The organism is Bacillus sp. FJAT-26390, assembly GCF_001682865.1.
In the GTDB taxonomy this organism is placed as follows: domain Bacteria; phylum Bacillota; class Bacilli; order Paenibacillales; family Paenibacillaceae; genus Pristimantibacillus.
Window position 1 is genome coordinate 15,182 of record NZ_MAQX01000004.1, and the last position, 18,478, is coordinate 33,659.

The following is an 18,478-nucleotide window of genomic DNA, read 5'->3' on the forward strand; positions in this document are numbered from 1 at the left end:
TTGGTTCCAGCGCCTTTTTGCTATTATTTGAGAAAACGAATCGTGAGCGGGTAACGGTAGCCGTTCCCTTCGGATGCCCGAATGGAGCCGATGATCGTAAACACGATCCAGAGAATAAACAAAATCGGGGTGGTAATAAAACCGATGAGTACAAACATAAGCAAGCTGGAAACGATGGTGTAAATCGCATTGCTGATCTGAAAATTGAGTGATTCCTTGCCGTGCATATCCACATAGCTGGATTGGTCCTTCTTCATGAGCCAAACGATAAGTGGACCAAGTATGTTGCCAAACGGAATGATGAAGCCGCTGAAAGCGAGCAAATGGCAGAGCATGCCGTACGTTCTTTCCTCTTTATGAAGCCCAAATGGTTGATTCATTATATATTGCCTCCCTTTTATAGAACACAGCTCATTAAAACAACTTATGTTCTTATACGTTAACTGGACCAAAAGATATGCATAAATATATCAACGAATCGTTCAAATGGCAATCATTACCCATAAATGGGTTGTAATCGGCAAGCGACAATTATATACTTATACATAGATATTCGATGCATAGGAAATCGATACTAATAAAGGAGGAAGCCATGAAGATTAATAAAGAGCTTATGAAGGGAAGCACCGTTATTTTAATTTTGACGCTGCTTGAGCGCAAGGAGATGTATGGCTATGAAATGACCAAAGAAATCGAGAGAAGCTCAAGCGGCGTATTTACCTTCAAGGAAGGAACGCTTTATCCGATCTTACATACGCTCGAGGTGGAGCGGCTCGTTGAATCGTATTGGAACGAGGAAGGCGGCCGAAAGCGCAAATATTATCGCATTACAGAGCGCGGCAAAGGACAGCTGGAGGAGAAAAAGCAGGAGTGGACGCTTTTTCGAACGACGGTGGACCGCGTGATCGGGGAGGGCCATGCATGAGCAAGGACGGCATTCGGCATGAGTCATTAAAGCAATACGTTAAGCGTGTGTGCGGGCATGTGAAAGCTAAAGATGTGCATCCCGATATTGAGCTTGAGATTACAAGCCATCTGGACGAGCTGGTGGAGGATAAGCTCAGCGAGGGGCTGCCCGTAGAAGAAGCTGCGCGCCAGGCTTTGGAGCAGATGGGTGATCCTGACCAAATCGGCAAGCAGCTGCATGCCGCGCATAAGCCGGCGGCGGAATGGGGCTTAGCCGCCTTAGTCGCTATTATGGTTGGCATTGGTCTGCTTGCTATGTATGCGGTGCAGATTGCTTTTAGTGAGCATAGTTCATACCGCGACGTTCATTTCTTTTTTAATAAATCATTTTACACAGCGATTGGCGTAATTCTGGTCATTGTGATTTGGTTTTTGGATTATCGCAAACTGCGGAAGTATTCTTGGCATATTTATAGCGGTACTGTATTGCTGATGGCAGCCTGTTTGGAAATCGGTAGCATGGTCAATGGTGCGAGGAGCTGGATCGTTGTTGGTGGGTTCACATTTGATATTTTCGGGATATCTCCTTATTTGTTCATGATTGCTTTGGCGGGGACGCTGATGAACAGGCAGGCGGAGAAGGGGACACAGGGCCGTTATTTTAAGGCGTTGCAGCTTGGTAAAATGGTTCTTTTTTATATTTTGGTGCCCATGTACCTGTATATCAAAGCGAATTCGCTTCACGATTTTTTTCTATATGGGATCGGTCTGATGATTATGCTGCTGTTTGTAGCAAAAGCATACAAATTTGTTATGGCTAGCCTGGCTTCATTTATCGCTGTGGGTGCAGTGCTTATAACCTTAAATCCTTATCGTTATAAAAATGCGTGGGAGCGGTACACGACGTTCCTAAATCCAGCGAATGCGGATATTGGCTATGCTGCTAAGCGCTCCATGGAGGCCATTCGTTCAGGCGGCATGTGGGGACAAGGGTTCGGAGCACAGATTAACACACTTCCATATATACAAAGCGAAATGCTGTTTACCTATTTGATTTATAGCCTTGGATGGGTATTTGGCGGAGCAATTATACTGGTTACGCTGCTATTTATCGTCAGGACGATTCGGTTAATTAGAGAATTGAAGGATTCCTATGCGAGAGGAATGGTTACAGGGATTTTTTCAATTATCGGGTTTAATTTAATATGGAGCATACTTATGTCGTTCGGGCTGCTGCCGATCAATGCAACGAATATGCCATTCGTCTCTTATGGCGGAACAAACGGCATTATCGAATTAATGGCGATGGGATTGATCCTGAGCGTACACCGGAGAAGGCATATGATCAGCCAGATAGATAGCAAGGTTCACGCTTAAACGAGAGAGAGGGCTATTTTACCGTAGAAAAAACTACGGCAGAATAGCCCTCTTTGGTCATTAGAAGCTGCCCGGAGCGGGCGGGAATGGCGGATTGACGTGCTGATCTTTTTTGGAAACAGCAATGAATAGAAATACGGCCGTCGTAATGTGCATAATCATTCCGAGGATTGGAATCCAAGCCAGCACGGATGTGACAATGCCTAAAATGCTGCCTACGATCGGCTTGTTATGCTGCGAGCAAAGCACCAATGTTACGATGTGGAGAACAAGCGTTGCGAACAACAAGGTGTAGCCCGAAAAAATAACCAACGTGCCCCCCAGTACGGGAAAGCCTAAAACAGCTTCAATTATGGCAGTTACTAATAGCAGCGTGCCTGCAGCCTTCATATTTATTCCTCCTAATTAGGTGACTAGCGAAAATCATACCAGCGTATGTCAAAACAGTCTATTGTTTGCTTTTAGGGTTTTACGAATCTATTAAGATGAAGGTCGCATATTTTTGAAAAGCAAGCATGCTCCAAATGAATGTGCTCCTGAAAAAAAGCCCTGCCATTAGGCAAGGCTGAAATCTATCAAAACCAAGCGGATCATCTTTTACTTTAAAAATTTACCGATAATGCCGCCAAGACCGCCACCGCTATCCTGATTTTGCAATTGTCCATGACCTTGGCCTTGATTGCCGCCAAACGTGTTGGCAAATGCGCTGCTTTGCTCCTGTGGCTGGTATCGCTTATCATCCATACCGAATTTTACGCCGCTTTCGCGCTCGAATGGTTGAATGATAACGATCTGATTAGGATCAGTGAATTCGTACATGTACGATTCCCCTGAAGTTTGGCCGATTAACGTTTTCCAGTTCACATCAATTTTGACCTTTGGAGAAGGACCTGTCCATGCAACGATCGCGTCGGGGTCTACTCGGCAAGGACCTTGCAGGACAAGCGGGTTTCCGTTTGTCTTAACCGCTACCTGTGCGCCTTGGCCGTTGTAGGAGAGCTTGGAAGTAAATAGACCGCGCTGGGAGAGTACGCCTGTCCCAATAATCGTAACGCCATAATGACAAGTTTCCGTGAATGCAAGCAAATCCTCGCTTTCAACGCTCACGCTTTGCCAAGGGCCGCCTTGCTCCAAATTAATGATCGTAATATGTGAGTTCTGATCAGCCAGATAGACTGTTCCTTGCCCCTCAACTTCCATAATCTCAAGGTTTTCTCCTGAAATCTTGCGCATGCCATGATTGATGACTTGGCCGACAATATTGCCTGAGTTCGTTCCTAGCAGACGTTTGGAATATTTGAATTTACTGTTATAGGCTTGGTCTGCTACCATAGAACCTTTTTTGGCGAAAAATTGGCCTTGTCCTTCTGCTTTTAGGAACAACTCGCGTTCTACTTGAAATTGAAATGGCATAACGGGAAACCTCCGATTATAGATGAATAAAATGCTATTTTCTTAATGATAAATTTGTTACATTGCACCGTAATGCGCGCAGATGCCTGCTAGATCAAGCGTCAAGCCGGTGCCGATTGCATTAAATTTCCACTCGTTTCCGTGGCGGTACACCTCGCCTGCCAGGATAGAGATAGAGGTTGAATAGTCCTCAGACAGATCGAATCTGCAAATCTCTGCTCCGTTTGCTTGGTTTACAACACGGATATAGGCATTGGACACTTGTCCAAAGTTTTGGTTTTTGCGAATAGCTTCGTCGATGGTTACCGTAAACACGATTTTTTGAATATCAAGGGATACTCTTGATAATTGAATCTCAACCGATTCGTCATCGCCTGCTCCTTGACCGTCGCGGTTATCGCCTTTGTAGCGCGTAGAGCCATCCGGACTTACTAGATTGTTATAAAATACGATATGGCTGGATGTAGGCACTGTATTCGTCTGTCCCAGCAAAAATACTTCCGCGTCCAAATCGTAGCTTTGGCCCTGCAGGTTGTTGGTGTCCCAGCCAAGGCCGATTTTCAGAAAATCAAGTCCGGCATTGTTTTTGGTGAGGTCCAGCTTCTGTCCTTTAGTGAGGACAAGACCGCCGCCAGGGCTAGCTTGTGGAGCGGGTGCTGAGCCGAAAGCGTTGTTAGGCGCACCGCCTTGAAAGCCTCCTTGCTGGAAACCGCCTTGTTGAATGCCGCCTTGCTGGATACCGCCCTGTTGAATGCCACCTTGCTGGATACCGCCCTGTTGGATACCGCCCTGTTGGATACCGCCTTGCTGGATACCACCTTGTTGAATGCCGCCCTGCTGAATGCCTCCTTGGCCTCCAAGAACGTTTGATTGACCACCTGATGAATTAAAATTAATGCCCATGCTAACTGCCTCCTCAAAACGTGATAAAAATCAATTTTTTTGTCAATTAATGTTGGGGGAATTTGTATCTTTTGTAGAAGTATATGAAACTATTTGTAGTATAGCAGATTGAAATAAAAGATGTTACTTGATTATTTCGTCTATTTTGTCGAAAGACGAGGTATGGGCTTGGGCAACAAAAAAGCCCCGCTGATTTACGAGACTTTATGAGGGACTGAATGCCGATTATATGCGGTTTATGATAGAGCGAGCAGAAGCATCCTTAATAAAAATATCAGCGTTATAGGCTGATATCCGTCTATTTATTTCATTGCGTATGTATTCGTGTGAGAAGGCTGCTGCTGCTTCGAATCCACGGCAATTATAGCGATAGCTCACATTGCCGCTGGAGCTGTTGTCTAAACAAACGGTAATGCCTTTGCGGATCAGTACCTTCGTGTTCGTCGTCAAATCAGCTTTAATTTGCAACATGACAATAGCTGCTGCTTTAGCGAAGATAGAACGTAGTGCTCGTGCTTTACGATCCAGCTCGCGCCTATTGCGTTCTACGACGACGAGTGTTAACGGAAGGATTATGGCATCGTGTATAAGTTGGATCTCCTCGCTTGCAGGTGGACGGTGTAGAGCTGAATCGTTTATCTCGATTAACGGCATGGCCATATGTAAATCACCTCATGCACATTATATGCGAACAAACGTTCTGTAGTCAACAGATCGAACCTATCATTTTTATAACCAAAAAACCTCCTACAATAAATTGTAGAAGGTTGTGTGAAAGTATGATATGGCGCGCCCGAGAGGGCTCGAACCTCCCACCTAACGTTTAGGAAACGTTTGCTCTATCCGGATGAGCTACGGACGCGCAGCAATAATTATTATAGCATGTGCGCTTTTAAGTAAGCAACATTCCATATGCGGATGATGATTTTGCATTTTTTGTCGAAAAACTTCTTGAATTTGGCATGAATAGAAGGATTAAAGGCGATAAAGGCGAATAATTGTAGTGGTATTGAGCTCGAACGGCTGGAGGAGTGCTCTGCATGCATCAAAACTTCAATGAACCCCACTCTTATAAATTAGACTTATCGCCTGAGCAAATGCTCAAGGTGATCTTCGAATATACAGCAAAAATTGCTAATGAGAAAAAATTGGAGTCTGTGCTTGTTTTGATGGCGAATATGGGAAGAGAAATGGTTGTTGCCGACCGCTGCACCGTATGGCTTATTGATAATACGCGAAGCGAGCTGTTTACGGTAGTCGCCCATGGTGTTGGCGAAATCCGCATTCCTTTTGGAAGCGGGCTTGTGGGAAGCTCGATTAGCATGGGGCAGCCTATTTTTATCGATGATGCATACGAGGACCCCAGACATAATCCGGATAATGACCGGAAGACCGGTTATCGGACAAAGTCCATCATGACGATTCCTTTCCGCAACAATCAAGGTGAGGTTATCGGCGCTTATCAGGCCATTAATAAACTGACAGAGAAACAGGTCTTCTCGACGCAGGATATGGATTATTTATCGCTTGCGGCATCGTATTCAGGCAAATCTTTGGAATCGATCATGCTTCATGATGAAATCATTGAGACGCAAAAAGAGATTATTCTTGCGATGGGCAAAATTGGCGAGGGCCGCTCGAAGGAAACGGGAAATCATGTTAAGCGCGTCGCTCATTATTCCTATCTATTGGCGTTAGGTCTAGGGATGAGCGAGTCGGAGGCAGACATGCTGCGCAATGCTTCGCCGATGCATGATATCGGTAAAGTAGCGATACCTGATTCTATTTTACAAAAACCGGGTAAGCTGACTGATGACGAGTTCGAGCAGATGAAGCAGCATTCAGATATCGGCTTTCGGCTTCTGCGAAACTCCAAACGGCAGCTGCTTCAGGCTGCGGCAATCGTAGCTTTGCAGCATCATGAGAAATGGGACGGATCGGGTTACCCGCAGGCTCTTAAGGGTGAAGAAATACATATATATGGGCGGATTACGGCGCTTGCAGATGTTTTTGATGCATTAGGCAGCTCACGTATCTACAAATCGGCTTGGGCGCTGGATCGAATATTAGCGCTAATTGCAGATGAGCGCGGCCGCCATTTTGACCCAAAGGTGGTTGATGTGTTCTTTGAGCAGCTGCCGCGTATTCTGGAAGTGAGGGATCGTGAAGCCGATATTCCCGAAATCGATTAGATGAAGTTGGCAAGGCCTCGTTGGAGAAATCCTTCGGGGTCTTTTTTTATGCCCAAAATATGAATGGAAGGGCGACATCCCTCACCAGCTCTCCATGTTTAACCTAGAACCAAGCTGTGCCTGGCTCTAGGCTCGATATTATATAAAATGAAATATTTTTGATATTGGCTTCATGATTTAAGCGGTGCTGCTTGTACTTTACTCTTATGACTAGGTATACACCGTGTTCAAAAAATGTTTTAGACATAGACTGATCTAGCTATTGCAAGGAGTTACCAGATAATAGCTGATTTTAACAATTAATGCGGAGGCGAGGCAACGTTCATGAACAAAAAGATACAGACGCGAAGATTGAATGATGCGATTCTGAAGCTCCAATCAGCGAAAAGCCTTATTAAAACAAAACGTTTCGTACATGCCAAGCAACAAATACATGAGGCAGTTTCTTCATGCGGCTGCATCGTTCAAAACAAACAGAGAAAAAGGCCTAAACTAGGCTCTAACGGAGGTGTGTAGGAGTGGCCAATTTTCGGGCGGGTTGCCTGCGAAAGTTAAATTTAGCAATTGTTGAATTGCGTAAGGCAAAACGCTTAACGCGCAAAAATAAAATCAAACGCGCTCAAAACGATGTGAAGGACTCCATACACATTCTCCATAAAGCATTAAATTGCTTGGATGGACCAAATCCGCATCCCAAGCCAAAACCAAAGCCAAAACCAAAACCGCATCATCATGGAAAAAAAGGATCGAGAGGCCCACGGGGATATAGAGGGTATAGAGGACCGAGAGGTTTTAGGGGTTACCAGGGAGCGAATGGCGAAGCAGGGGCGCAAGGTGTACGTGGGGCCACTGGAGCAGCAGGCGCACAAGGGCTGGCAGGAGCAACGGGAGCAACAGGCTTACAAGGGCTGGTAGGAGCAACAGGAGCAACAGGAATACAAGGGTTGGTAGGAGCAACAGGGGCAACAGGCGCAACAGGTGTAGGGCTAGTTGGTAGTGTAGCATTTGATCCTGCGGCTGAATCAGGGTATCTAGTGGGCCAAGTGGTGACATTCGAAGGCAGTACGTATGTCGTGAATGCAGCGCCGCCAATCGGAGATCCCAGTGTATCGCCATACTACACAATGCTTGCGGGAAGAGGCGCAACGGGCGCAACAGGTGCTGGCTTAGATGGCTCAGTTTCTTTTGATCCGCTTGCCGCACCAGGCTATCAAGTGGGCCAAGTGGTTACTTTTGCCGGCAGTACGTATATTGTAAATACAACTTCTCCTACGGGAACACCGGGCACTTCTTTGGATTACACGCTGCTTGCTGCAGCCGGGGCAAGAGGAGCAACGGGAGCACCAGGGCCAACAGGAGCAACGGGCGTAGGCTTGACTGGCATTGTTGCCTTTGACCCATTGGCAGCACCAGGCTATCCACTCGGCCAAGTGGTCACGTTTAACGGCAGCACCTACGTTGTAAATTCATTACCGCCGACAGGCACGCCGGATACATCCCCGACATACACGCTGCTTGCAGCAAGCGGAGCGACTGGGGCAACGGGTACGACAGGTTTGACAGGAGCAACAGGAGTTGGTGCAACCGGAGCAACAGGAGTAGGTCTGGGCGGCGTCGTTGCCTTTGATCCACTAGCAGCGCCTGGTTATCCAGTTGGTCAAGTGGTTACGTTTAACGGAAGCACCTATATCGTAAATGCAGCACCGCCGACTGGTACGCCGGGTACATCCCCGACATATACGCTGCTTGCAGCTAGCGGAGCGACTGGGGCAACAGGTACGACAGGTTTGACAGGAGCAACAGGAGTTGGTGCAACAGGAGCAACAGGAGCAACAGGAGTAGGTCTGGGCGGCGTCGTTGCCTTTGATCCACTAGCAGCGCCTGGTTATCCAGTTGGTCAAGTGGTTACGTTTAACGGAAGCACCTATATCGTAAATGCAGCACCGCCGACTGGTACGCCGGGTACATCCCCGACATATACGCTGCTTGCAGCTAGCGGAGCGACTGGGGCAACAGGTACGACAGGTTTGACAGGAGCAACAGGAGTTGGTGCAACAGGAGCAACAGGAGCAACAGGAGTAGGTCTGGGCGGCGTCGTTGCCTTTGATCCACTAGCAGCGCCTGGTTATCCAGTTGGTCAAGTGGTTACGTTTAACGGAAGCACCTATATCGTAAATGCAGCACCGCCGACTGGTACGCCGGGTACATCCCCGACATATACGCTGCTTGCAGCTAGCGGAGCGACTGGGGCAACCGGTGCAACAGGGGCAGGAGCTACCGGTGCAACAGGCGAAACGGGAGCAACGGGAGCAACGGGAGTAGCGGGTGTGACTGGAGCGACAGGTGAAACGGGTGCAACAGGAGCGGGTGTGACCGGAGCGACAGGTGAAACGGGAGCAATCGGAGCAACGGGAGTAGCGGGTGTGACAGGAGCGACAGGTGTAACAGGAGCAGGCGCGACTGGAGCGACAGGTGAAACGGGTGCAACCGGGGCAACGGGAGTAGCAGGAGCGACTGGAGCGACAGGTGAAACGGGAGCAACCGGTGCAACGGGAGTAGCGGGTGTGACTGGAGCGACAGGTGGAACGGGTGCAACAGGAACAGGCGTAACCGGAGCGACAGGCGAAACGGGAGCAACCGGTGCAACGGGAGTAGCGGGAGCGACTGGAGCGACAGGTGAAACGGGTGCAACAGGAGCGGGTGTGACCGGGGCAACAGGTGAAACGGGAGCAACGGGAGTAGCGGGTGTGACTGGGGCGACAGGCGCAACAGGAGCAGGCGCGACCGGAGCGACAGGCGAAACGGGAGCAACTGGTGCAACGGGAGTAGCGGGTGTGACTGGGGCGACAGGTGAAACGGGAGCAACCGGTGCAACGGGAGTAGCGGGTGTGACTGGAGCGACAGGTGAAACGGGTGCAACAGGAGCGGGTGTGACCGGGGCGACAGGCGAAACGGGAGCAACTGGTGCAACGGGAGTAACGGGTGTGACTGGAGCGACAGGTGCAACAGGAGCAGGCGTAACCGGAGCGACAGGCGAAACGGGAGCAACTGGGGCAACGGGAGTAACGGGTGTGACTGGAGCGACAGGTGCAACGGGTGCAACAGGAGCGGGGGCGACCGGAGCAACAGGTGAAACGGGAGCAACCGGTGCAACGGGAGTAGCGGGAGCGACTGGAGCGACAGGTGCAACAGGAGCAGGCACGACCGGAGCAACAGGAGCAACAGGCGAAACGGGAGCAGCAGGAGCGACAGGAGCAACAGGAACAGGCGTAACCGGAGCGACAGGCGAAACGGGAGCAACCGGAGCAACGGGAGCAGCAGGAGCGACCGGAGCAACAGGAGCGGGAGCGACCGGAGCAACAGGTGAAACGGGAGCAACCGGTGCAACGGGTGCAACAGGAGCAGGCGCGACCGGAGCGACAGGCGAAACGGGAGCAACCGGAGCAACGGGAGTAGCGGGAGTGACTGGAGCGACAGGTGGAACGGGCGCAACAGGAGCAGGCGCGACCGGAGCGACAGGCGAAACCGGAGCAACGGGAGTAGCAGGAGCGACTGGAGCGACAGGTGGAACGGGAGCAACGGGAGTAGCAGGAGCAACCGGCGTAACAGGCGCGACCGGAGCAACAGGAGCTACAGGAACAACCGGGGCGACAGGTGTAACGGGAGCGACTGGAGGAACTGGCGCNTACAGGAACAACCGGGGCGACAGGTGTAACGGGAGCGACTGGAGGAACTGGCGCCACAGGAGGAACTGGAGCAACAGGCACCAGCCTCACGGCTGATTCTGGATTTGCTGCGAATACGTCAGGCGCAATTATCGCTGTTGTCTTGGGAGGAACGAATGTACCGCTTCCGAACTCGCAAAATCTAAGCCCAGACGTTACCGTTAACGGAGCCAATGATACCTTTACGGTTGTGAACGCAGGCAGATACTATATCACCTATCAAATTAGCACTACCGCAGCTTTGCTTCTTAGCACTCGTTTACTCATTAATGGTGTAGCCAACACAGCTTCTACAGTCGCGCCAGTTCTAAGTCTTTCAAACTTTAATAACGATGTTATCGTTACTTTAACTGCCGGCAGTACAATTACGCTGCAGATGTTTGGATTATTAGGCTCAGCAACTTTGTTAGGATCTGGCGCCGGTGCCGCCTTAACGATTATCCGTTTGAGTTAATGCCTAAGTAACAGGACAATTACACAGGAATATGATGAATCAATCTAATCGACTCTCGGGAGTGTGGTTTTGTTGATTTCCATAAGCTTGTGCTTAATTGTCAAAAATGAAGAAAAAACACTCGGGCGATGTCTTTCTTCGATGAAAGACATCGCAGACGAGATTATTATTGTCGACACAGGCTCCACAGATTCGACAGAGCAAGTTGCGCGCGAGTTCACCGATCGCATTGAACATTTTACTTGGATCGATGATTTTGCAGCAGCTCGCAACTTTGCTTTCTCGTTGGCTACCCAATCGCATATCATGTGGCTGGATGCTGATGATGTCTTGAAGGAAGCCGATCGTCAGAAGCTAATAAGCTTGAAAAAGCGTTTGGACCCAGACGTGGATTCGGTTTCGATGGAGTATCATCTGGCATTCGATGAATTCGGAAATGTCACCACTAAATTGAGACGCAATCGAATTGTGAAGCGGGAGCGGGCGTTTAAATGGATTGGCCCGGTACATGAATACCTCGAGGTATATGGCAACATTTTGCATAGTGAAGTGGCGGTAACCCATAGCAGCATTCACCATGACAGTGATCGCAATTTGAACATCTATGAGCAGCGCTTAAGCAAAGGGGAAATCTTTTCTCCGCGCGATTTGTTTTATTACGCCAACGAGCTGAAGGACCATGGGAAGTTTGAGGCTGCTGTCCGGTATTACAATAAATTTCTTGCTACGGAAAAAGGTTGGATCGAGGATAACGTAGCTGCTTGCAGCAGGCTGGCGGATTGTTATAGCGAGCTTAATGAGACGCACAATATGGTCGATTCCATCTTTCGTTCCTTTCACTATGATAAGCCGAGAGCGGAGTTTTGTTGCCGGTTAGGCTATCATTTCCTGCAAAAGAATGAACCGAAGCTGGCTATTTATTGGTATAAGCTTGCGCTCAGCACGGAGAAGCCGCAGGAGAGCTGGGGCTTTGAAAACATTGCCTGCTCCACGTGGCTGCCGAATTTGCAGCTATGCGTCTGTTATGACACCATTGGCGAATATAAAAAAGCGTATGAGCATAACGAGAAAGCAGCACGTTTTAGGCCAACAGATGAACGTATTTTAGCTAACCGATCATATTTGAAAAAGCGTCTTGGCAAAAAAAACTGATTCGCAAGCCGCTCTAACCGCTAAAAAATACGCAAAACGGGCGACCGTCTCCGAAATGAACAGGAGATGGCCGCTTTTTTTGTCTGTCGTTTTGAAAACAAGAGCTATTGACAATCATAAACTAGGCGTGTATATTATATTTTATAAAACTTAATTGTATCAAATTTAATAATCACTCCTGAGTTTGTTAAAAGGAATAGAACAAGCGGATTTAGGCAATAAGAAAGCATGATGTCATCGTACATGACGGAGTTAACCTTTCCTTGACTGGATCTTTTGCAGCTATTCGGAAGACAGGAAGCAAAAAAAACATACCTACATTGGAGGAATTAACATGCAAAAATTATACACAGCGACAGTAACAGCAACAGGTGGAAGAGACGGAAAGCTTGTATCGAGCGATAATATTTTGAATCTGGACGTAAGAGCTCCGAAGGAGCTAGGAGGAGTAGGCGGGGCAACGAATCCCGAGCAGCTTTTTGCAGGAGGATATGCCGCTTGTTTCGAGAGCGCGCTTAACGTAGTGAGCCGGATGAAGAAGATTAAAGTAGAGAAAACGGAAGTCACCGCCCATGTTACGCTTGGCAAGGATGATGGCGGCGGTTATGAGCTGGAAGCGAAGCTGGATATTTCAATCGTGGGCGTCGAGCCGGATGTGGCCAAAGAGCTGGTCGAAGCGGCACATCAGGTATGCCCTTATTCGAGAGCGACGCGCGGCAACATTAAAGTAGAGCTTAATCTGGTTTAATACAATAGCATAAAAGCACATGCCAAAAAAACTCCGAAGAGCCATCTCCGGAGTTTTCTTGGCATGTGCATGCTGGTCCATTTTACCCGCGCAACGAAACCTCAAACCAAAGCTTGCCATCGGCATATTCTCTGGTTACCACTGGCTTCACTACCGCATTTGGGTGGTATTCCGCTATATATTCGAGTTCAGCAGCAGACAGCCGCAATTCTCTAAGAGGCAAACCTTCTGCAAAGGATGCCATAAAAAAAGCATGGAATGCTTTCATTTGAGCAGCTGTCATGCGAAGTCCCCTTTAACGCTTAGCTTTTATTTCGTGATGGACTGCTTGCCGGATAGCTCAATAGACTTCTGAACAAGCACGGCCATAGCATCTACGCAATGCTTTGCGACTTCACTCTGAATGGGTATGCAGGATAGCTCCGTGCATGCGATGATGACGCATTGACATTGATCGATCTCCAACAGATGTTGGATAATGCCTTCAAACTCGGAAGGCTCAACCGGCAGGTTGCGCTTAACCTTGTTATAGATAATATCCATCACATGCTCTTGAACCTCTTCGCTTGGCTCATGGAGCTGCATATTGTACTGATCGCAGCCTTTGCGATATACGCCGCTGCTTACGGTCCCATTCGTTGCTAAAATACCGACTTTGCAGTGCTCGCCATAAGCCTCGTAGATCACTTTCAGCGTCTCGTCCACCATGTTGATGATATTGATGCTGGTCATCTTCTGCATATCGTCGTAGAAATAATGAGACGTATTGCAAGGAATTGCGATATTGGATACGCCGGACGCTTCAAGAAGCTTCAAATCCTTCGCAACCGCTTCGAGAAACAACTCGCCTCTGTTGCCCAATATGACAGCTGTACGATCGGGTAAAGTGGCATGGTTAAGGATAATCATATTGATATGGTCCTGATCGCGGTCAGCGGCGGTTTGTTCGATCACATGGTCGAAAAATACCGATGTTGCTTTTGGGCCCATCCCGCCTATGACACCTAAGCTTTTAGCTTCCATAGTTCAACCTACTTTTAATGAAGTGTTTAAAGGATAAAATTTTAGTTACCGACAATCATAGCATGGCTTCCCATTTCCTCATAGCTATTAAAGAAAGTGTCCGCATCGTAGGTTACTTGTCCCTTTAACGGGTTCATAACATGCACGATGCCATCATCGTAGCCGTTCAGCACGACAACATGCAAATTAACCGGAGCCGAGTGATATACATCTGTATCATTGTAGTACCAGCCATAATTCATTTTTGGCGGCGTGAGATCAAGCGTGATCCAAGTGACAACGGGAATGCCTTTATTAAGCTTATCTATCATTTCTTCCCGCGAGCTTCCGCTTATATCGGTTGTACTGCTGCTGCGGCCAACGACGTCAAAATATAAATTAGCCGCTTCTACGATAGGAGGAGCAAAGCTGAAAAAACCGCCCTTGAGCTCTCTAGGATCGCCAGCGTATGCTTGATATGGATCTGGTCCATATAGTTTTTTATTTTTAGTAGAGAAGGGCTGCTTCGGCAAATAATTGTCTGCCATCTCTGTCTTGGTAACGTCATAGCCATAATAATTGAGTACGGCTGTTAAGGAAGTAATCTCGCAGCCATTAGGCAGCTCAGGCTTTTGCATAACGGTATCAACATCAATATATACCTTTTTAATCTTAATTTCACCATCGGGCGTTGTCTCAAAATCCTTCACATGCTCCAGCACGCGATTGGTAAACGAAAGCTGTTGCTCGGGTGCATTTACAGCGAGCTGCTGCTCTTCCTTTGACAATTGATAAGGAACGTTGATCTTCTGCTGCTTAATGGTATAGCTTGTCCCGTAATCAAGCAAACTAGACGTTGCCTCGCCAGAGGCATCCGTCGTTACGGTATCGATGACGTTGGTGCTGCCCGCGGTTGTAATCGTAAATACGGCGCCTTTGACCGGCTGGTCACTTGTTTCATCCGTGTTGACGATCGTAATGGTTCCTTGCTCGATCTTTGATGTAGGAGCAGATGTTGGCAGCTGTGCCACCGTCTCCTTGGCTACGTTTCTAGCATCTTCTTTATTAAACATCGTATAAATGAAAAAAATAATGCCCAGCAATACTAGCAGTTTTACGATTCTCTTCATGTTGGAGTTCCCCTATCGCTGTAATAGATGCTACAGTGCGCAGCGGGCCGAGGCACCCTTGAAAGGCGCCAGCCGCGCTTACGCTTGCTCGAAGAACGTTTTGTGCCATATAAGGAATACGTACACCGTCCAAATATATCTAGCATAATTCTGTTTGCCTGAGTAATGTGCGTCCAAATACTTCAGCAGCTCATCGGTATGAAAGAAAAGCTTAGCCCGGTCAGAGACGAACATTTCCTTTACAAGCGTATAATATTTTTCTTGTCTGAGCCAGTGTCTGATCGGTACAGGGAACCCGACCTTCGGCCTGTTCGCCCATTCATCAGGCAGCACTTCCTTTGCCGCCACGCGCAAAGCGTGCTTCGTATTGCTCGGATGGACGCGAAGCTCTGCAGGCAGCTTGACCGCGAGGTCCATGACCATTTTATCTAAAAAGGGAACCCTCAGCTCAATGGAGTGCGCAAGGCTCATTTTATCTGCCTTTAGAAGAATGTCGCCGGGAAGCCAAAGCTTCAGATCGACATATTGCATCTTCGTAATGTCGTCCTTGCCGCGCACATGCTCATAAACGCTTTTCGTAATGTCGTGTACAGAAGGACCCTTCTTAAAGTCATCCTTCAATACCGCTAACGCGTCAGCTTCATCAAACACATGGGCTTGTCCGATAAAACGCTCCTCAACCCGCTGTCCGCCTTTGACCACAAAGGAGGTGATTCTGTTCTTGGGCAGCTTGCTTCCGAGCAGGGACAGCGGCCGCCGGACCGCAAATGGCAGCCTTTTATATTTTTTCATGGCTGGTGTCGTATCGTACCAATCATAGCCGCCAAAAATTTCGTCCGCCCCTTCGCCCGACAGGACAACAGTCACATGCTTGCTCGCGAGCTCCGCCAAGAAATAAAGCGGCACGGAAGAGGGATTGGACTGCGGTTCATCCATATGATACTGAATCGTTGGCAGCAGATCGAAGCACTCGTCGGCCGTAACCAGCTTTTTATGATTTTCGATGTCCAAAATATCGGATAGTTCCTTGGCAAGATTCGTCTCGTTAAAATTGCCCTCGTAATCCTGAAAGCCGACGGAAAACGTTTTGTTTGGCTTAAGCAGAGCGGTAATATAACTGGAATCTATGCCTCCAGACAAAAATGAGCCGACTTTAACATCGCTAATCTGGTGATAATCGACCGATTCCTTCATCGTGCTTTTAATTTCGTCCACATAATAGGCAAGACTATTTTGTTCTTCGGCAAAGCTTGCGTCCCAATAAGGCTTGATCTCAAGCGTACCTTTATCATAAATCATATAATGTCCAGGCTTCAGCTTATAAACGCCTTTGAAAAACGTCTCATCCATAACCGAATATTGAAAGGTGAGATACGGTTTAAGAGCATCCTTATTCATCTGTTTATTGAATGCAGGCTGCTTCAAAAAAGCTTTGATCTCTGAGCCAAAAAGAAAGGATTGGTCCGATGTGTTTTGTGTATAGTAAAGCGGCTTGATGCCAAAAAAATCTCGAGCAAGGAACATCGTTTCCTTATTCGTATCCCAGATCGCAAAAGCAAACATGCCCCGAAGCTTCTGCAGCAGCTGCACGCCATATTCTTCATAGGCGTGAATGATAACCTCGCTGTCCGTATGGCTTACAAAGGTATGCCCTTTGAGAAGCAATTCTTCCCGAAGCTCCTGGTAGTTGTAGATTTCCCCGTTAAAGACAAGAACGCAGCTCTTGTCCTCATTATACATCGGCTGGCTAGCTTCTTCAGACATATCTATAATTTTCAGGCGCCGAAATCCTAATGTTACCTCTTCATCCGAATAGATGCCGCCACTGTCGGGGCCTCTATGAACGATAGTATCCATCATTTCCCTAATGATGGATACCTGATCAACGTCTGGACGACTGTCTGCAAAACCTACAAAACCGCACATAAGTGACACCTTTCATTACCTTTATTTTTGTTGCGCCATCAGTTTGCTCTTTGTTTGATTTCCTTCACGATTTCCGCTTCATTAAAAGGAATTTCAGTTTTGCCGATAATTTGTGTCGTTTCATGGCCTTTGCCGGCGATTAGAATCACATCGTCTTTTTTGCTGATTTCAATTGCAAAAGCAATCGCATCCCGGCGGTCAATAATGGCCTCATAAGCACCATTATGCGCTTCTATGCCTTCAATTATTTCCCGGATAATAAGTGTGTTGTCCTGCTCCTTCGGATTATCCGAAGTAATGACGGAGAAATCCGCGAACGTCGCGGCAACCTTGGCCATCGCTCTGCGCTTATCCGTGCCGGATTCTCCATCAGACGCATATACGCCGAATACGAGAATGATTCTGCCCTTGGCAAACGGCCGAATTGTCGTCAAAGCCTTCTCGAGACTATCCTCCGTATGCGCAAAATCGACAATAATTTTCGTGTCTTCATCCTGATAAACGACCTCAAGCCGTCCTTTGATGCCCTCGACTGCCGCAATTCCGTCTGCAATTTGCTGCAGGCTGAACTGATTGCAATAAGCGGTTGCGATTGCGGCTAAGCTATTGTATACGTAGATCGCTCCAGGAAGATTCACCTTAATGGCGACGCTGCCTTTTGGCGTATTCACCGTGTAAGTCGTATAGTCGGCAAAATAGTGAATATCCGACGGGTAAATGTCCGCATCCTGCTCGATGCCGTAAGTAAGCAGCTTCGGACTCTTGCTCTTCAAGCGATCGATAAGAATCCTGCCATAAGGATCATCCGCATTGATGATATTGAAGTCTGTCGTCATGGCGAATAATTTGGCCTTCGCTTCAAAATACTCCTCCATCGTATGGTGGAGCTCCAGATGATCCGGCGTCAGGTTGGTAAAGATGCCCGTATTGAAGCTGGAATGGGCGACGCGGTTCAAATTAAGCGCATGCGAAGAAACCTCCATGACGCAGTGCTTCGTATGGGAGTCGATCATATCAGCGAAGATGCGCTGCAAGTTCAGAGACTCCGGCGTCGTATTTTTATTTTGGAACACCTTGTCTCCGATTACTGTGCCGATTGTGCCGATAATACCGAGAGAGGTCCCCGCCTGCTCGAAAATGGATTTGAGAAAGTAAGTCGTCGACGTCTTTCCGTTTGTCCCTGTAATGCCTAGAAGATTCATTTGCTCCGTTGGACGCTGATAGTAGTTAGCGGCTATCCGGGCAAGCGCTTCGCGCGTATTGGCCACCTGAAGCACCGTCACATCGGCCTCGATAAGGACATCCTTCTCGACAACGATTGTGCTCGCGCCAAGCGCGATCGCTTTATCGATGAACTTGTGCCCATCTACGGAAAAGCCGGAAATCGCAACAAATACGCCATTAGCCTGAGTCTCTCTGGAATCATAGGCTATGGAGCTTACTTCTATATGTACATCGCCTTTTACGAGCGTGTAATCAAGTTCTTTCAATAAAGAGGTCAATAACATACGATCAGCTCCATTCTAGTGACCTATTTCTGTATTTGCGTA

At 48.0% G+C, this 18,478-nt stretch carries 14 protein-coding genes, 1 tRNA gene and 3 pseudogenes; 7 read left to right on the plus strand and 11 right to left on the minus strand.

Annotation, left to right across the window (positions count from 1 at the left end; translation table 11 throughout):
- Window positions 1-23 precede the first annotated feature (23 nt).
- The gene (locus tag A7975_RS09840; protein WP_053373319.1) at window positions 24-380 is read right to left on the minus strand and encodes a DUF4870 domain-containing protein; all 357 of its coding nucleotides are present in this window, start codon (window positions 378-380) and stop codon (window positions 24-26) included.
- Window positions 381-592: 212 nt separating this feature from the next.
- On the opposite strand from A7975_RS09840, the gene A7975_RS09845 reads away from it, so the two are divergent.
- Window positions 593-925, plus strand: a complete 333-nt coding sequence (locus A7975_RS09845) for a PadR family transcriptional regulator (RefSeq protein WP_053373318.1) — start codon at window positions 593-595, stop codon at window positions 923-925.
- A complete protein-coding gene (locus A7975_RS09850; protein ID WP_065385080.1) occupies window positions 922-2,283 on the plus strand; it encodes an FtsW/RodA/SpoVE family cell cycle protein in 1,362 nt (453 codons plus the stop codon). Before A7975_RS09845 ends, A7975_RS09850 begins: the two co-directional genes overlap by 4 nt.
- A gap of 60 nt (window positions 2,284-2,343) precedes the next feature.
- Here the strand turns inward: A7975_RS09850 and A7975_RS09855 are convergent, their stop codons facing one another.
- The 5 genes and pseudogenes from A7975_RS09855 to A7975_RS09875 form a co-directional block, all read right to left on the minus strand.
- Window positions 2,344-2,673, minus strand: a complete 330-nt coding sequence (locus A7975_RS09855; protein WP_053373316.1) for a hypothetical protein — start codon at window positions 2,671-2,673, stop codon at window positions 2,344-2,346.
- Between the two features lie 207 nt (window positions 2,674-2,880).
- On the minus strand, window positions 2,881-3,696 hold the full coding sequence (locus A7975_RS09860; RefSeq protein ID WP_053373315.1) for an AIM24 family protein: 816 nt from the start codon (window positions 3,694-3,696) through the stop codon (window positions 2,881-2,883).
- 57 nt (window positions 3,697-3,753) lie between these two features.
- Window positions 3,754-4,314 (minus strand): annotated as a pseudogene (locus tag A7975_RS33000) (TerD family protein); the annotation flags it as partial.
- A gap of 510 nt (window positions 4,315-4,824) precedes the next feature.
- Window positions 4,825-5,259, minus strand: coding sequence for a YhjD family protein (locus A7975_RS09870; RefSeq protein WP_065385081.1), 435 nt, complete (start codon window positions 5,257-5,259; stop codon window positions 4,825-4,827).
- Window positions 5,260-5,384: 125 nt separating this feature from the next.
- Window positions 5,385-5,461: transfer RNA gene (locus A7975_RS09875), tRNA-Arg, on the minus strand.
- A gap of 178 nt (window positions 5,462-5,639) precedes the next feature.
- Between A7975_RS09875 and A7975_RS09880 the strand changes: the two genes are divergently transcribed.
- The 5 genes and pseudogenes from A7975_RS09880 (at window position 5,640) to A7975_RS09905 (ending at window position 12,870) form a co-directional block, all read left to right on the plus strand.
- Complete coding sequence (locus A7975_RS09880; RefSeq protein ID WP_065385082.1) at window positions 5,640-6,791, plus strand: HD domain-containing phosphohydrolase; 1,152 nt, start codon at window positions 5,640-5,642, stop codon at window positions 6,789-6,791.
- An 872-nt stretch (window positions 6,792-7,663) separates the two neighbouring features.
- Window positions 7,664-10,476: pseudogene (locus tag A7975_RS35635) on the plus strand (collagen-like protein); the annotation flags it as partial.
- A 1-nt stretch (window position 10,477) separates the two neighbouring features.
- Window positions 10,478-10,970 (plus strand): annotated as a pseudogene (locus A7975_RS34845) (BclA C-terminal domain-containing protein); the annotation flags it as partial.
- Window positions 10,971-11,042: 72 nt separating this feature from the next.
- On the plus strand, window positions 11,043-12,122 hold the full coding sequence (locus A7975_RS09900) for a tetratricopeptide repeat-containing glycosyltransferase family 2 protein (RefSeq protein ID WP_065385086.1): 1,080 nt from the start codon (window positions 11,043-11,045) through the stop codon (window positions 12,120-12,122).
- Window positions 12,123-12,456: 334 nt separating this feature from the next.
- The gene (locus A7975_RS09905) at window positions 12,457-12,870 is read left to right on the plus strand and encodes an organic hydroperoxide resistance protein (protein WP_053373309.1); all 414 of its coding nucleotides are present in this window, start codon (window positions 12,457-12,459) and stop codon (window positions 12,868-12,870) included.
- Between the two features lie 82 nt (window positions 12,871-12,952).
- Here the strand turns inward: A7975_RS09905 and A7975_RS09910 are convergent, their stop codons facing one another.
- From A7975_RS09910 to A7975_RS09930, 5 genes are all read right to left on the minus strand, one after another.
- Window positions 12,953-13,153: a hypothetical protein gene (locus A7975_RS09910; RefSeq protein WP_053373308.1), complete on the minus strand. Its 201-nt coding sequence runs from the start codon at window positions 13,151-13,153 to the stop codon at window positions 12,953-12,955.
- Window positions 13,154-13,179: 26 nt separating this feature from the next.
- Window positions 13,180-13,893, minus strand: a complete 714-nt coding sequence (locus tag A7975_RS09915; protein WP_053373307.1) for an aspartate/glutamate racemase family protein — start codon at window positions 13,891-13,893, stop codon at window positions 13,180-13,182.
- Window positions 13,894-13,934: 41 nt separating this feature from the next.
- Window positions 13,935-15,002, minus strand: coding sequence for a C39 family peptidase (locus A7975_RS09920; protein ID WP_065385087.1), 1,068 nt, complete (start codon window positions 15,000-15,002; stop codon window positions 13,935-13,937).
- Between the two features lie 78 nt (window positions 15,003-15,080).
- Window positions 15,081-16,928: an asparagine synthase (glutamine-hydrolyzing) gene (asnB, locus tag A7975_RS09925; RefSeq protein ID WP_065385088.1), complete on the minus strand. Its 1,848-nt coding sequence runs from the start codon at window positions 16,926-16,928 to the stop codon at window positions 15,081-15,083.
- Window positions 16,929-16,966: 38 nt separating this feature from the next.
- The gene (locus A7975_RS09930; RefSeq protein ID WP_065385089.1) at window positions 16,967-18,436 is read right to left on the minus strand and encodes a UDP-N-acetylmuramoyl-L-alanyl-D-glutamate--2,6-diaminopimelate ligase; all 1,470 of its coding nucleotides are present in this window, start codon (window positions 18,434-18,436) and stop codon (window positions 16,967-16,969) included.
- Between the last annotated feature and the right edge of the window lie 42 nt (window positions 18,437-18,478).

What these genes read in the sequence shown, in the direction of transcription:
- A7975_RS09840 (WP_053373319.1), bottom strand. Translation starts at nt 380, where the DNA reads ATGAATCAACCATTTGGGCTTCATAAAGAGGAAAGAACGTACGGCATG.
- A7975_RS09845 (WP_053373318.1), top strand. Translation starts at nt 593, where the DNA reads ATGAAGATTAATAAAGAGCTTATGAAGGGAAGCACCGTTATTTTAATT.
- A7975_RS09850 (WP_065385080.1), top strand. Translation starts at nt 922, where the DNA reads ATGAGCAAGGACGGCATTCGGCATGAGTCATTAAAGCAATACGTTAAG.
- A7975_RS09855 (WP_053373316.1), bottom strand. Translation starts at nt 2,673, where the DNA reads ATGAAGGCTGCAGGCACGCTGCTATTAGTAACTGCCATAATTGAAGCT.
- A7975_RS09860 (WP_053373315.1), bottom strand. Translation starts at nt 3,696, where the DNA reads ATGCCATTTCAATTTCAAGTAGAACGCGAGTTGTTCCTAAAAGCAGAA.
- A7975_RS09870 (WP_065385081.1), bottom strand. Translation starts at nt 5,259, where the DNA reads ATGGCCATGCCGTTAATCGAGATAAACGATTCAGCTCTACACCGTCCA.
- A7975_RS09880 (WP_065385082.1), top strand. Translation starts at nt 5,640, where the DNA reads ATGCATCAAAACTTCAATGAACCCCACTCTTATAAATTAGACTTATCG.
- A7975_RS09905 (WP_053373309.1), top strand. Translation starts at nt 12,457, where the DNA reads ATGCAAAAATTATACACAGCGACAGTAACAGCAACAGGTGGAAGAGAC.
- A7975_RS09910 (WP_053373308.1), bottom strand. Translation starts at nt 13,153, where the DNA reads ATGACAGCTGCTCAAATGAAAGCATTCCATGCTTTTTTTATGGCATCC.
- A7975_RS09915 (WP_053373307.1), bottom strand. Translation starts at nt 13,893, where the DNA reads ATGGAAGCTAAAAGCTTAGGTGTCATAGGCGGGATGGGCCCAAAAGCA.
- A7975_RS09920 (WP_065385087.1), bottom strand. Translation starts at nt 15,002, where the DNA reads ATGAAGAGAATCGTAAAACTGCTAGTATTGCTGGGCATTATTTTTTTC.
- asnB (WP_065385088.1), bottom strand. Translation starts at nt 16,928, where the DNA reads ATGTGCGGTTTTGTAGGTTTTGCAGACAGTCGTCCAGACGTTGATCAG.
- A7975_RS09930 (WP_065385089.1), bottom strand. Translation starts at nt 18,436, where the DNA reads ATGTTATTGACCTCTTTATTGAAAGAACTTGATTACACGCTCGTAAAA.